Genomic DNA, 14,072 nt, shown 5'->3' on the forward strand with positions numbered 1-14,072 from the left:
AGCTGTTTTAAAAACCTATGGCTTAACTATCGTCATAGGTTTTTTTAATAAATTTAGGAAATGAAATGAGGTAGAATTCCACTTAACTTAGAAACAAAAAGAAATAAGCACATGAAAAATAAAAAAGATAAACTTATACGGTTTATTTCAATATCGGAAAGTCATAAGGCTTTTGGCTTACCAAAGCCTCAGCATCCGTTAATAAGCCTTATGCATTTCAATGAAAACAATCCGTTCAATACTGAAATGGCTCCAATTTATGATGTGTTGAATTTTTACAAAATCACTTTCATTACCCAAAATAGCGGAAAATTAAAGTATGGGCAGGATTATTATGATTTTAACGAAGGCAGCATGTTGTTTTTAGCTCCCAACCAATTGGTAGGAACAACTGAATATAATAAAAATACCTACGCCTATTTATTGCTCATTCATCCGGATTTCTTATTGGGTTCTCCACTGGCAAAAAAGATCAAAGAATATGGTTACTTTTCCTATTCGGTTAATGAAGCGTTGCATTTATCAGACCAAGAAAAACAAACCATCCTTTCAGTTTACCAGATCATGGAACAAGAGCTAAATAGCCGTGTGGATGAATTCAGTCAGGAAGTAATGATTGCCCAGATAGAGTTGCTGCTCAGTTATGTTAATCGATTTTATAAACGTCAGTTCATTACGCGTAAAGTCGTAAACGATGATATTCTTCAAAAAATTGAAACTATTTTGAATAATTATTTCAATAGCGAGCAGCCACTGCATCAGGGTATACCTACAGTGCATTTTATTTCTGAGCAATTACACATCTCGCCTGGTTATTTAAGTGATTTACTACGTTCACTTATCGGACAAAATGGACAACAATACATACACAAAAAGTTAATCGAAAAAGCAAAAGAAAAGCTTTCTACTACCCAATCGACGGTAAGCGAGATCGCATATGAATTAGGATTTGAACATTCGCAGTCGTTCAGTAAACTGTTCAAGACAAAAACCAATCTTTCGCCGTTACAATTTAGAGCTTCATTTAATTGATGGTCAATTTAATTTTTAATCTCCTTTCCCAATCCAACCTAAATGGGTATTTTTAAAATTGTCATCGAATTTTAGTCCATAGCCAAACATTCTATCGAATGATGAATGACCGAATAAAACCACTCCTGCTAAGGTGAGCAATGAAATATTGAAACAAAACCCAGAAATCAAAATAACAATAGCTACCAATTTATGATGGAAGAAATTATAAGACCAAGCACCTGTTTTGGTATTGATTAAATAACCAATCATTGATAAATCGGGCAATAGAATACAGATCGGGAAAACCCACCAGGAATAGTCTAGTTGACTAAACAGGATTATAGAAAGTATTAACTGTCCGAATTCTTCCAGTTTCAAAAGATTACCCATTACGTTTGTCATATTTACTGAATATATTATTATAAAACAAAAGTGTATAATTTTACTTCAGCAGCTCTTGACAAAAATCATGAATTTTCAGTCTGATGTTGTCTTATCCTACTAAATGTTTCGGGTGTCATTCCCAAAACGGAGGCAATGTATTTCCGTAATCATGAAATTTTCAGTAGAATTAATTCCCTAAAGTCTTTCACGGTAAGATTTGAAATTGTTATAAACCAATTACGAAGTACAAAATAGCTATCGGTGTTTAGAAGCCTAAACCAAACACTGCCTTTGAATACCAATAGTTACAACATTTCGCTTATAATTATCTTGATGGTGTATGAGATCGAAATCAAGGATAAATCAAAAAAGAAAGAAACACTAAAGCTTGCGTCTTGTTATTATAAGTTGACACATGAAAGAGTGCAGTTTTAAAACAATAAATACTCATGAATAAAGTAATCCTGTTAAAAAACCGACCCGTAGGCAAACCTACCTTAGAAGATTTTAAATTTTTAGAGGAAGAAAATCCTGTAACACAGGAAGGACAAGTACTTTTGAAAACCCTTTACGTTTCTGTTGATCCCTATCTGAGAGGAAGGATGAGCAGTGCAAAATCATACGTTCCGCCATTTGAACTTAATAAACCAATTCAATCGGGAATCATTGCTGAGGTTGTAGAATCCAAACTATCGGATTTTAAGGTTGGCGATTGTGTTTCAGCGATGTTGGATTGGAAAGAATTACAGGTTTCTGAAGGACGAGGTCTTATCAAGGTTGATGGCAATGTTGCCTCTCTATCAGCTTATTTAGGTGTTTTAGGAATGACTGGATTGACAGCATATTTAGGCTTAACTGAAATTGGGAAGCCCAAATCGGGCGAAACAGTCGTTGTTTCGGGTGCTGCAGGTGCCGTAGGTAGTATTGCGGGACAAATCGCTAAGATTTTAGAATGCCGGGTTATTGGCATTGCTGGCTCGGATGAAAAGACTTCGATGTTGACGTCTAAGTTTGGCTTCGACGCCGCGATCAATTACAAAACCACTACAGATATGAAAGCGGCCATTGCAAATGCTGCTCCTAAGGGCGTCGACATCTATTTTGATAATGTTGGCGGTGAAATTTCTGATGCGGTGCTCGCAAATGTAAACCAATTTGCCCGCATAGCCGTATGTGGTTCAATCTCTGGATACAATGATACAGAAATCTCAATGGGCCCAAGAGTACAAGGCATATTGATAAAAAACAGTGTCCTGATGCAAGGTTTTATTGTCTCTAACTACAAGAATAAATTCCCTGAAGCCATCACACAATTAGCTAGCTGGCTACAGGATGGTAAATTAACTTATAAAGAAACAATCGTTGATGGTTTTGATAATATTCCCCAAGCCTTTATAGGTTTATTCGAAGGAAAAAATGAAGGCAAGATGATTGTTAAGGTATAACATGGAAATAAAAATTTATGCTACACATTTGACCCAATGGGGTGTTGAAATATATTCTAGGATAGCTCGGATAACTTAATGGTATAATAAAGTTGAGAAATTCCTTTTAAACAAAAAAACCTCTAATTTTTAGAGGCTTTTTTTGTCCAGATGAACTGGTTTAAGTCGGGGTGGCAGGATTCGAACCTACGACCTCCTGCTCCCAAAGCAGGCGCGATACCGGGCTACGCTACACCCCGAACTTTAATGGACAACTTTGGAGATGTTTTTCCTTCGTTGTTGGGATTGCAAATGTACGACATTAAATGTATTATGCAAATTTATTTTTAAATTATTTCTTAAGCATTTAACTACCTATATTTAAAAGCGATCCTTTTTAGCAGAAAGACAGTTGTTGAAAGCAAAAAAGTATACCGGTAATTACCTTATAGCAAGTGTATTAACCTAGTATTAATCCATCATATCTATAAACAAATGACAATTATAAATAGCCAGCCTGGTGATTTGAACACCATATTTCATTTTTACGATTTAGCAATTGCACACCAGAAAAAGGTTTTCAGTAAGCATTGGCAAGGCTTTAGTAAGGAGTTAGTGGAAAATGAGATCGCTGAAAACAGGCAATACAAGATCTTAGTAAATGGAGAAGTAGCAGCTATTTTTGCGGTAACTTTTAGCGATCCTTCCATCTGGAAAGAAAGAGATCAGGATGCTGTTTATATTCATCGTATTGTAACACACCCTGATTTCAGGGGATTTTCATTTGTGAAACACATTGTAAAGTGGGCAAAGAAATATTCGAAAATCCATCAGCTAAAGTTCATCCGCATGGACACCTGGGCAGATAATGAAAAGCTTTTAAAGTACTACACCAGCTGCGGTTTTAGCTTTGCCGGAACCGTGTCTTTGGAAGCTACTGATGACCTGCCTAAACACTATGAGGGTATAAGCCTTAATCTTTTTGAAATTAAAGTTTAAATACCGTCATTCCCACTCGTGCTTTCCAATATACTGAAGTTTATCTTACGTTAAATACCATTAAAGGAAGGGTAGGTGTAAATTAACGGATAGGTAAACAATGTCGGTTACTGGAGCCTTACCTGGCAGGGATCTGAGTCGGGATATATAGCGGATTTCCGGCACGAGGTCGGTAGCAGGTCGGTCTTAGGTCCCTGTTAGTAACGCCTTATAGTTTAGAATAGATTAAGCTTAAGGCAATGGATTGGTTACTCTTGGCTATCAGTTCTAAAAGGCCTACCTTCGCATTTTATTTATTCATTTCGCTGAGGCACCATTATTTTTTTAGTTCGATTCCGAACATTGTTACATGAAAATCGTAACTTAAATAAATAGAAAGTTATACGTTGGAATTGAGCATTGCATCAGCGATTGATTTCAGTAAAATCAAAAATCTATGTCAAAACATTCGTTGAACCCCTCCGGAAATAAATTATTTCCGAGATTAATTGTTCATAAACCCGTATTTTATCCTTCATTAATTATTATAATTCTGAGTGTTGTCTTCGCGCTTCTGTTTAGCGAACAGGCTCAAACTAGTCTTGAAAATGCGCAAAAGATTGTTTCAGAGAAAACCGGATGGATTTATACCATCGCAGTAAATACATTCATTGTATTCTGTCTTTATATGGCCTTCGGAAAATATGGTTCCATACGCATTGGAGGGCCACAAGCGAAACCTGAATTTAAAGTATATGCCTGGTTTGCCATGCTTTTTAGTACGGGAATCGGGAATGGTTTAGTCCTCTTCAGTATCGCAGACCCTGTACGGGATTTTATGAATCCTCCCAGACTTGCTGCGGATTCCCCTCTAGGAGCCATCGCACAAGAAGCAATTAATTTTTCTTTTCTTCATCACGGTATTCATGGCTGGGCAATTTATTCAGTAATCGGTCTTTCATTGGCCTATTTTACTTATAACCGTAAGATGCCGCTCACCATCCGTTCCGCATTCTATCCGCTGTTAGGAGATCGTATTTACGGCTGGATGGGAAACCTGATTGATATTTTGGCTGTTGTTGCTACATTGTTTGGATTAGCCACCACAATGGGATTTGGAGTGGGGCAAATTAATGCTGGATTTACCCACGTATTCGGCATACCAACCAACCTTACCATCCAGTATTTAATCATATTAGGCATTACCGTTATTGCAACCATATCGGTTGTGTCTGGCGTCAACAAGGGAATTAAGTTTTTAAGTGAAACCAATGTTAATGTAGCCTTACTTATATTTATCCTGGTGTTGATTTTGGGTCCGACTGCATTTATATTGAAGAGCTATGTTCAAAATATAGGTAGTTATCTTTATCATTTTATTGATCTTTCTACCTGGTCTGGGTCCTATGGTACCAGCTCCTGGCATAACAACGTTACGCTCATGTACTGGGGTTGGTGGGCATCATGGTCACCTTTTGTCGGTACCTTTATCGCTCGGATTTCTCGGGGCAGAACCATTCGTGAATTCATTTTGGGTGTGCTCTTCCTTCCTGCACTGGTTACTTTTTTGTGGTTTTCGGCCTTTGGCGGAACAACGATGTTAGGATTGATGGAGGGTGATTTATCGCTAGCCAACGCTGTAAATGATAATATCTCAACAGCATTGTATGTGTTTTTCGAAAAGTTTCCTTTTTCTGTCGTTCTTAAAATATTAGGAATGATCCTTATCTGCAGTTTTATCATTACCTCTGCAGATTCCGGAGCGCTTGTTGTAGATGGTATTACCTCTGGAGGAAATCGAAAAACACCCGCTATCCAAAGAATTATATGGGCTTCTTTAGCAGGACTTATTGCTGCGGCCTTATTGACAGGGGGAGGGCTTGGAACTTTGCAGGCAGCAGTGACTATTTCGGGGCTTCCTTTTGCGATCTTATTATTATTGATGTGTCTTTCACTATATATGGGAATTAAGGAAGATTCAGAGTCGATTGAACGACGCTCTAAATTAAAATATGATGAATCTTATAAAGCTGCATTGAAGAAGTTGTTAGAGGAAGACAATATGCTTGAAGAAGACGACAAGGAAGAAGGAGTTAATGAAAGAACACCTGACAAGGCCATAAATAAAAGTAGTGAAACCGAAGGGAAGGATTCATTATAATTCAATCATGCAATGAATGGTTATGATAGCTTCATCACCTTTAAATAACAAACTATATACTGATGAAACCATCATAAGCTTGCAGCTTACAAAAAGCAATGAATAAGCTTATGATAGCTTCATCACCTTTAAATAACAAACTATATACTGATGAAACCATCATAAGCTTGCAGCTCACAAAAAGCAATGAATAAGCTTATGATAGCTTCATCACCTTTAAATAACAAACTATATACTGATGAAAAACCTATTAGTCGCAGTAGACCTTACAGAAATGGATGAAACCGTCATCCGTTACGCACATTTCTTAAAAAATCACCTTAAACTAGCTACTGTTAATTTTGTGCATAATATCAGGATCTTTGATGTTGATGACTCTATCAAAGACCTGCTAGGAGCGAAAGATATAAAGACTATCATAAAGAAAAACCTTAGGTCCAAAATATCCAGACTTTTTAAAGAGGATAGCACCTATACGTTAGATATACTGGAAGATGAAAATACAGAATACAGTTTGAAAAATTATGCGGAAAAAAACGCCCTTAGTACGATCATGCTAGGATTCAAACAAAAGGATTCTGGTACAGCGGCCATGTCACAAAAGCTTATCCGGATATTTAATGGTGGCATAATTTTGGTTCCGGCTGCTGCTACATTGCGTTGGAACCGTATTTTGGTGCCTACAGATTTAAGTGCTCCATTTCAGTTGATCATTAAGAAACTGCAATTGTTCAAAGAACTTGAGCCACAGCCTGAAGTGCGTATCTTAAAATCGTTTAGCATACCTACTTTGTACTTCCCATTTATAGATGATGAGAAAGCTATTGACCAAACCCACGAACACATTGAAAAACAATTTGCAGAGGTTAAGAAAAAATATTCCATCAATGAAGCCTATACTTTTATTGCCAGCTATCAGGATGATCAAAGTGTAGTTGATATTATTCAGAAAGAAAGCAAGAAATTTAATGCGGATTTAATTATAATGACCGCTAAAGGAGCTAATAAAATAGCTACAATATTCATCGGTAGCACAATCAACGAATTAATTAATACAAATCCCTTTCAGGTGATCTATATCCTTAAATAAATATTTCACCTTTTTGTCGCCACGAGCGGAGGGATACGGCAGTATGGACAAAGATGGTTTAAAGCAAAAAAACCTCTAAATTATATGATTTAGAGGTTTTTGAACCCAGATGAACTGGTTTAAGTCGGGGTGGCAGGATTCGAACCTACGACCTCCTGCTCCCAAAGCAGGCGCGATACCGGGCTACGCTACACCCCGAACTTGATTTTTTTAATCTTACGGTATCTTTTCGGATGCTGTGTTGCAAATGTAGATAAATTCATGGTATAACAATGGTATTTATCAAAATAATTCTGATAAATCTTGTAAAGTATTCTTTCTCAGTGAGAAAAAATTAGACAATATATTTAGGGAAACGATTTTGCGGCCCAACAATGTGATTTTATTCAATTAAGCAGTTTAAAAGCCAGATAAAAAGCCCTGATGATGCTTTTATGATTTATATCAACTCATATCATAGCTATATCACGATTAATAAGGTGATAATCAGTATATTTATGTGTAAAGTAAGCAATAAAACGCCTTTATTCCCTATGAAAATAAAATTAGCTACAAGATGAAAAAGATTTTAGTTCCCACCGATTTTTCACTACCCGCTGAAAATGCTGCTGTATATGCTTTAAATCTCGCTAAAAGTATTGCGGCAAATATCTTGCTTTGTAATGCGATTAGGGTGCCCGCCAATGCACCGTTGGCAGCACAAGTAACATTGCCTTTGGTAGATTATAATATCTTAAAAGAGGAGGTTACAAGAGAGTTGGGGGAGTTGTCTCAAAAATTGAGAACGGATGATGTTGATGCCAGCCTTCCTGTTTACCCTGTTATACAATATAAAAGTCAGGCAGGGTCGGTTACGACGGTGGTAAGTCATATTTTTGAGCAGGAAAAGGCATGTCTGGTCATCATGGGATTGTCTGGCGAAGGGGCGGTTAGCCGCTTTTTCTTGGGAAGCAATAGTCGCGATCTCATTGATAAGGCAAGCTTCCCTGTATTATTAGTGCCGGCAAAGTCAAAATTTAATGGTGTCCGGAAGATTGCTTTTGCAACAGATTTGAGTGAAAAAGATATAGAGGTAATCCATAGCATCGCTAGGTTCGCTGCTCATTTTAACGCGGAAATCTTACTAGCCCATGTTAGTGAAAATAAAGCTGAGGATACAGTGCATCAACGTAAAATAACGGCTTTCTTGAGTGATGTGACCTGTAAAATCAATTATCCACATATCTATTACCGTCATATTAACCAGCGCGATGTTGATCAGGGATTAGACTGGCTGGCAGAACATGGTTTGATTGATATATTGGTGATGGTTCATCGCCACAATAATCTGATTGGCGATTTGTTTCATCGGAGTCATACCCAAAAAGTAGCCAGGCACATCGATATTCCGCTACTTGTTTACCCGGGCCAGGGGAAATATTTCATCTAATATCGTAGGGAATGATTAATATAGTAGGGAATGATCGATGTGCAGCGGATACTTATTACTCCGGAATGATTAAAATAGACATTTTTGATTCCGATATAAACTCTTTTGAAACACTTTCGTGAAAAATGTTCCATAAAAATGAACGTCTTTTTTGCACAATCGCCAGCAAGTCCGCAGGGAGCTGAGCGTTAAATTCAACCAATTCTTCGATCACGTTTTCTCCGATTAAGTTGTGAAAGGAAACATTTTCTGAAGCCAATTGATTGATTTTTGTTGTAAAATGCTTAACTCTTTCGTCTTCTTTTAATCCATCTGCATGAGGAGCAACATGCGCTACATGGACCTGGAATTGCAATTTATGAGACAGACGGTTCAAGCATTCAACAACTTTAAAGTCTGATACTGCAAGATCTGTTGTTAATACGATGTTTTTTATCTCTTGCAAGTTAAAACCTTCATTTACGATGAGCACTGGTTTTTTGGATTTTTTTAAGACATCGGTAATGTCATCTCCGAAAAGGATGTGGTTCTGCTGTTTTTTGCGAGCACCCATTACCACAAACTCTATATTTCTTTCATCAATTATTTTATAAGTGTTATCCCCTAAATCGCCAAATGCACTTATGTATTGTATATCCGGAGTAGGTGTGCCCGGCATACCATTTTTAAATAGCTCAGTTAAACGTGCAGCTTCAACTTGTAGTTCTGTTTCACTTTCTTTTTTAAACACGTCATAACTTTTTGACCATGCATCGTTTATCCCAGCAGGAACAATCGGAACAGAGAAGTAGACATTGAAAAGCAAGATCTTCAGTTCAAGCTTACCAGCCAAAAACACCGCTGTTTGGGCTGCTTGTTTGGCGTTGGTTGAAAAATCCGTAAGTACTAAAACTGTTTTCATTAGTAGATATTTTGATTTTTAACAGTAATGAAGCCATCATAAACTTAAATGATGGCTTCATAGTCTTAAATTTTTGATGTTAAAGCCAAGATTCAATATTTAAACAACAATATACGCATGATCTCGAAATTAAGAGTAACGATTAACGTGTATTGTAGAAATATTTCCTTTAGCGCTTTCATGCACAGGCGGATTCTGAGTCTAAAGGAGGGCTGTCATGGCCTAAGGTAAATGTCGCCAGGGCTATAATACCATAGCTTAGTACAGACCAGAGCCAGTTTAACGAAGAAAAATTGCTGGCAGCCAAAGTAAAAGCGAGTATAGCTGCGCAATTGGATAGCAGAAACAGGTCTGCTGTGGATGGAGTAGGTAAGTATTTCATATACATGGTTAAATAATTTAATCGAATATATCAAAATTTTGTCAATACACTATTATTATGAAATATAATTTACTAAAGATTATCATTTTTAATATTATGTAGGCGTAATGCCTTCTTTTTGAAGTAATTATGTAATAAGTTAAGGGTGTATATTTTTCTTTACAAGTTTGTCTTAAACTCTGTTGTGGTAGTTTAAAGGTTACCTCTGGTGCATTTTGCTTAACTGAAAAATTAAACTTTGTAATTTATTGTTATTAAAAGAAGTTTAATTTTTTTGTTAAAACTCCTTTTGAAGTTAATGTTTGGGCTAATTATTTGGGGAGCCCGGTGGTTAGATAGTATAGAATACGTTAAAACTTTAAGCGGCTGGCTGAAAATCAGAGGTAAAAGAAAGTTCGTGGGGGCTCGTCGGCAATAAATTGACTAAGCAACGAACTGCTAAATAGCGCTAGGGGTGAAATAAAAAAAAACCTCTAACTAGGAAGTTAAAGGCTTTTTTTTATTGAAGCGGAGAGAGAGGGATTCGAACCCTCGGTACCGTTGCCAGTACGACAGTTTAGCAAACTGTTCCTTTCGGCCACTCAGGCATCTCTCCAATTCCACTCAATTACTTGTGTTGAGGGAGTGCAAATATAGCAATTCATTGATATTTGCAAAAGAAAATTACACAGTTTGTAGATAATCTATGCGAACATGATAGATACTCATCAGCATTGTCTTGAATATCAGCTTAATAGTTTCAAGATCTTTTAACGTTAAATCGCAATTATCTAACTGGTTTTGTTCCAATTTGTAATTAATGATGCGTTCAACCAGGTCATTGATGCTTTGAGCATCCGGATTTTTAAGACTTCTGCTCGCTGCTTCTACCGAATCGGCCAGCATTAATACTCCTGTTTCTTTGGAAAAAGGAATAGGGCCGGGATACCTGAAGATATTTTCATCAACAAATTTTTCAGGTGAGTTCTTTAAAAAGGACTGATAGAAATAATCCACCCTGGTATTGCCATGATGGGTCCTGATGAAATCAACCACACTTTCTGGTAATTGATGTTTACGAGCGATCTCTATCCCTTTAATTACATGTTTAATGATGATCTGCGCACTCTGTTCATAGGGCAGCTTATCATGCGGGCTTTTACCGGTATTTTGATTCTCTATGAAATATTGTGGATTTTCTATTTTTCCAATGTCGTGATAGAGCGCACCAGCCCTTACCAGCAGCGAGTTTCCCCCGATCTTAAATATAGCCGCCTCGGCCAGGTTAGCCACTTGCAGCGAATGTTGAAATGTGCCTGGTGCTTTAAAGGCAAGGTCCCTGAGTAATTTATTGTTTGTATTGGTGAGTTCTATCAAAGCAACATCAGAAGTGATTCCAAACAGCTGCTCAAATGCATAAATTAACGGATAAGCCAATAGCGAAAGCAAGACGCTGACAACAAAGGGAACAAAGTTTTCCCATTCCATGGTGCTGAATGATCCTTCCCTCAACAGACCTATTCCAACAAAACAGATGAGATAGGCGGACAAAATAAATAAGGCCGATAACAGTAGTTGTTCTCTTTTGACCAGGTTCCTGATACTGTAAATCGCCACCATACCTGCTGTAGTTTGAAAGAAAACAAATTCAAAGCTATTGGGTACAAAAAAACCTGCGATTAAGATCACTAGTAAATGGAGGTACAAGGCAAGGCGGGTATCGAACAAGATCCTGATGATGATGGGGACTATACAAAATGGAATATAATATAAGCTGGGTAGATTTAATTTTATGGCCCAGGTTAAAGCCAGTAACATGGTTGTAATGACCAAAAGTAATAAGGAAAGCTGTCGGTTATCTGAAAAAATATCTTTTCTAAACATGTACAGAAAGACCATCAGCAAGGTTAAATTGAAGCCCACTAATAAAAGCTGGCCAATATAGACAAGCTTTCTGTCGCCAATGATTTTTGTCTGTGCTTCATAGGTGGCCTTGAATGATTGCAGCTTCTGGTAAGTTTCCTCATCTATCACATTATTTTTAGCGATAATAAGTTCCCCTTTTTGTACCATTCCGTGTGTAGTGGAAATGCTGTTAACCGTATTTCGTTCTACAATATTGGTCAGCCGTTCATCAAAAATGATGTTGGGCCGTAAATGGTCCTTCACTAAATTCAGTACCATCTCCATCACCTCAGGGTTGGAGGCTTTATAGCTTTTCTTAAAATATTCTAAAGCAGACTGCGCTGTAAAAAGATCCTGGGTGCTATAAGTTTTAGAAGTGTTGTTGTTTAACAAGGAGATGTCATAAGGCTTGTCACCTTGTTGATGTTTAGCATTCAATGCTATAATCCCCTTGGCGTAAATGTTGGATAATAATTTATGGGATGCGCTTTTATTTTTCTGCCTTTCATTTTCTGGCAAAGCTGAGGACTTCCATTTTACATCGAACTCATTCAGATAGGCGTCCTCGATACCACTAAACATTTCAGGGTTATACTTGTAGATGGGCAGGATGTTTTCTAGCGCATCCTTTTTATCGGTTAAAACCTGCGGGTTTGTTTTTAAAATTGCAAAACTAAAAGGCGAAATCAGGTCTTTGTTTAACCATACTTTGCCTTTCTCAAATTCGTACCTGAATCTGGGTTGTTTTGGTAAAAAGAAGGTAATGATCAAGACAGTAAGCACCATCATCACATATTTGATATTGGATGAATACTTCCTGTAAAGTACTTTATGGGAATTCTTTTTGATCTTTGCCAAAATATAAAAATTGATTTGTATCAAAATTAACATTAAAAAATTAACAATGTTAATTAATTAATGTAAACGCTTCATAATCAGTTAGTTTTTCTCCGTTATTTACTGATTTATAGGTTGCGTGTCTACACTGCCGAAAGTTCGTTGTAGGGTAAGAAAAAGATTCTGATTTGATACCTTTGGCAACGAAAAATAAAAATCATATACCTAGTGATAATCATCAAATGAACCGCAAGAACTTCCTTTCCTCTATTGCCCTGGCAAGCGTTTCTGTACCCTTATTAAGCAGTTTGACTACGGCTGCACCTGCTGCCACAAAAAGGGTGCGCTCGTACAAAATCCCACCCTATTTAAAAATAGGTGACGTGATTGGGATCACTTGTCCGGCGGGTTTTATGACCATGGAAGCGGTCTTGCCCGCTGTACAGTTAATAGAAAGCTGGGGTTATAAGGTGAAAATCGGTAAAACTGTTGGAGCAAAAGATTTCACCTTCGGCGGTACGGACCAGGAGAGGGCTGCCGATCTGCAGCAGATGCTGGATGATGTAGAAGTTAAAGCAATAATGTGTGCCAGGGGAGGCTATGGTGCAGTAAGAATTGTTGATTATCTTGATTTCAAACGCTTTGAGGATGACCCAAAGTGGATCATAGGATTTAGTGATATCACCGTACTGCATAGCCACCTGGACAAGAACTTCAGAATAGCTTCCATTCATTCTAAAATGTGTAATAGTTTTCCGTCCGATTGGAGCCTGGCGGAACCCATTCAGATTGAAACGATCTTATCTATCCGACAGGCGCTCGCCGGACAGGACCTGAGGTATTCGGCACCTTTTAATGCGTTTAATAAAATGGGGAAAGTGCAAGGGGTGTTAGTAGGCGGTAATTTGAGTATGATTGAAACATTGGCAGGCAGCGATTCAGACATCAATACCGATGGAAAGATCCTCTTCCTGGAAGATACTGGTGAGTATTTATATAGCATCGACCGGAAGTTCTGGAATTTAAAACGCAGTGGTAAATTAGAAAAACTAAAAGGGTTGGTTATAGGCGGTTTTAGAGTTAAAATGGAAACGGGTGATGATCAGTTTGGTAAAACCATACAGGATATTGTACTCGAAAAAGTTAAGGAATACACCTATCCTGTATGCTTTGATTTCCCTGTTGGTCATCAAAAAAATAATTATGCATTAAAATGTGGTGTGAAACATATTCTGGATATAAATCACGAGGGGACTACATTAACTTCTATTCTCTGATTAACTTTTCATCGTCTCTATCCTCCTTTTGCTGACCGTTGCCAAGGTCGGTTTTTGGAGCATCCCCATGCATTGAGTCGTCATTTCCAGATATAAGTTGTTCATTTTCGTCCAACTGTGAATTTAAATTTTCAGTTCCGGGTTTGTCTCCACTGTCCCGGCGATCGCTATCACTCCGGAAGCTTGGTTTGGTTATATTTTGCGGGTGATTAACGTCATAACCCTCATTACCAGGTGCTTTAGCCTTCTTGCCTTGTTCTTCTTTTTTCATCCTTTATAAAAATTAATGCTACAAGAATTAAACAAAGCTG

12 protein-coding genes and 3 tRNA genes are annotated in these 14,072 nt (G+C 37.5%); 7 read left to right on the plus strand and 8 right to left on the minus strand.

The features are described from left to right. Positions 1–210 precede the first annotated feature (210 nt). Complete coding sequence (locus WG905_RS13910; protein ID WP_339592341.1) at positions 211–1,032, plus strand: helix-turn-helix domain-containing protein; 822 nt, start codon at positions 211–213, stop codon at positions 1,030–1,032. A 15-nt stretch (positions 1,033–1,047) separates the two neighbouring features. On the opposite strand, the gene WG905_RS13915 is transcribed toward WG905_RS13910, so the two are convergent. Continuing rightward, positions 1,048–1,416, minus strand: coding sequence for a DUF4260 domain-containing protein (locus WG905_RS13915; protein ID WP_339592342.1), 369 nt, complete (start codon positions 1,414–1,416; stop codon positions 1,048–1,050). A 431-nt stretch (positions 1,417–1,847) separates the two neighbouring features. On the opposite strand from WG905_RS13915, the gene WG905_RS13920 reads away from it, so the two are divergent. Continuing rightward, complete coding sequence (locus WG905_RS13920; RefSeq protein WP_339592343.1) at positions 1,848–2,843, plus strand: NADP-dependent oxidoreductase; 996 nt, start codon at positions 1,848–1,850, stop codon at positions 2,841–2,843. A gap of 165 nt (positions 2,844–3,008) precedes the next feature. Here the strand turns inward: WG905_RS13920 and WG905_RS13925 are convergent. Next, positions 3,009–3,082, minus strand: a tRNA-Pro gene (locus WG905_RS13925). A 235-nt stretch (positions 3,083–3,317) separates the two neighbouring features. On the opposite strand from WG905_RS13925, the gene WG905_RS13930 reads away from it, so the two are divergent. From WG905_RS13930 to WG905_RS13940, 3 genes are all read left to right on the plus strand, one after another. Continuing rightward, a complete protein-coding gene (locus WG905_RS13930) occupies positions 3,318–3,821 on the plus strand; it encodes a GNAT family N-acetyltransferase (protein WP_339592344.1) in 504 nt (167 codons plus the stop codon). 436 nt (positions 3,822–4,257) lie between these two features. Beyond that, entirely contained in the window at positions 4,258–5,961 is a 1,704-nt protein-coding gene (locus WG905_RS13935) for a BCCT family transporter (protein WP_339592345.1), read from the plus strand. 238 nt (positions 5,962–6,199) lie between these two features. Further along, complete coding sequence (locus WG905_RS13940) at positions 6,200–7,051, plus strand: universal stress protein (RefSeq protein WP_339592346.1); 852 nt, start codon at positions 6,200–6,202, stop codon at positions 7,049–7,051. 124 nt (positions 7,052–7,175) lie between these two features. On the opposite strand, the gene WG905_RS13945 is transcribed toward WG905_RS13940, so the two are convergent. Next, positions 7,176–7,249 (minus strand) — tRNA-Pro (locus WG905_RS13945). Positions 7,250–7,607: 358 nt separating this feature from the next. On the opposite strand from WG905_RS13945, the gene WG905_RS13950 reads away from it, so the two are divergent. Continuing rightward, positions 7,608–8,480, plus strand: coding sequence for a universal stress protein (locus WG905_RS13950; RefSeq protein WP_339592347.1), 873 nt, complete (start codon positions 7,608–7,610; stop codon positions 8,478–8,480). Between the two features lie 55 nt (positions 8,481–8,535). Here the strand turns inward: WG905_RS13950 and WG905_RS13955 are convergent, their stop codons facing one another. The 4 genes from WG905_RS13955 to WG905_RS13970 form a co-directional block, all read right to left on the minus strand. Further along, positions 8,536–9,381, minus strand: a complete 846-nt coding sequence (locus WG905_RS13955) for a universal stress protein (protein ID WP_339592348.1) — start codon at positions 9,379–9,381, stop codon at positions 8,536–8,538. A 178-nt stretch (positions 9,382–9,559) separates the two neighbouring features. Further along, the gene (locus tag WG905_RS13960; protein ID WP_339592349.1) at positions 9,560–9,763 is read right to left on the minus strand and encodes a hypothetical protein; all 204 of its coding nucleotides are present in this window, start codon (positions 9,761–9,763) and stop codon (positions 9,560–9,562) included. Positions 9,764–10,271: 508 nt separating this feature from the next. Beyond that, positions 10,272–10,358: transfer RNA gene (locus WG905_RS13965), tRNA-Ser, on the minus strand. A 68-nt stretch (positions 10,359–10,426) separates the two neighbouring features. After that, positions 10,427–12,505, minus strand: a complete 2,079-nt coding sequence (locus tag WG905_RS13970; protein ID WP_431844521.1) for an HD family phosphohydrolase — start codon at positions 12,503–12,505, stop codon at positions 10,427–10,429. A 221-nt stretch (positions 12,506–12,726) separates the two neighbouring features. On the opposite strand from WG905_RS13970, the gene WG905_RS13975 reads away from it, so the two are divergent. Further along, the gene (locus tag WG905_RS13975) at positions 12,727–13,761 is read left to right on the plus strand and encodes a S66 peptidase family protein (RefSeq protein ID WP_339592350.1); all 1,035 of its coding nucleotides are present in this window, start codon (positions 12,727–12,729) and stop codon (positions 13,759–13,761) included. Here the strand turns inward: WG905_RS13975 and WG905_RS13980 are convergent. After that, positions 13,751–14,032 carry a hypothetical protein gene (locus WG905_RS13980; protein ID WP_339592351.1) on the minus strand — a complete coding sequence of 94 codons (282 nt, stop codon included), beginning with the start codon at positions 14,030–14,032 and terminating at the stop codon, positions 13,751–13,753. The genes WG905_RS13975 and WG905_RS13980 overlap by 11 nt on opposite strands. Positions 14,033–14,072 lie beyond the last annotated feature (40 nt).

Source organism: Pedobacter immunditicola, assembly GCF_037482985.1.
GTDB classification, from domain to species: domain Bacteria; phylum Bacteroidota; class Bacteroidia; order Sphingobacteriales; family Sphingobacteriaceae; genus Pedobacter; species Pedobacter immunditicola.

Coding starts and splice junctions, on each gene's coding strand:
- WG905_RS13915 (WP_339592342.1), bottom strand. CDS start 1,416: ATGACAAACGTAATGGGTAATCTTTTGAAACTGGAAGAATTCGGACAG.
- WG905_RS13910 (WP_339592341.1), top strand. CDS start 211: ATGCATTTCAATGAAAACAATCCGTTCAATACTGAAATGGCTCCAATT.
- WG905_RS13950 (WP_339592347.1), top strand. CDS start 7,608: ATGAAAAAGATTTTAGTTCCCACCGATTTTTCACTACCCGCTGAAAAT.
- WG905_RS13940 (WP_339592346.1), top strand. CDS start 6,200: ATGAAAAACCTATTAGTCGCAGTAGACCTTACAGAAATGGATGAAACC.
- WG905_RS13960 (WP_339592349.1), bottom strand. CDS start 9,763: ATGAAATACTTACCTACTCCATCCACAGCAGACCTGTTTCTGCTATCC.
- WG905_RS13980 (WP_339592351.1), bottom strand. CDS start 14,032: ATGAAAAAAGAAGAACAAGGCAAGAAGGCTAAAGCACCTGGTAATGAG.
- WG905_RS13930 (WP_339592344.1), top strand. CDS start 3,318: ATGACAATTATAAATAGCCAGCCTGGTGATTTGAACACCATATTTCAT.
- WG905_RS13920 (WP_339592343.1), top strand. CDS start 1,848: ATGAATAAAGTAATCCTGTTAAAAAACCGACCCGTAGGCAAACCTACC.
- WG905_RS13935 (WP_339592345.1), top strand. CDS start 4,258: ATGTCAAAACATTCGTTGAACCCCTCCGGAAATAAATTATTTCCGAGA.
- WG905_RS13975 (WP_339592350.1), top strand. CDS start 12,727: ATGAACCGCAAGAACTTCCTTTCCTCTATTGCCCTGGCAAGCGTTTCT.
- WG905_RS13955 (WP_339592348.1), bottom strand. CDS start 9,381: ATGAAAACAGTTTTAGTACTTACGGATTTTTCAACCAACGCCAAACAA.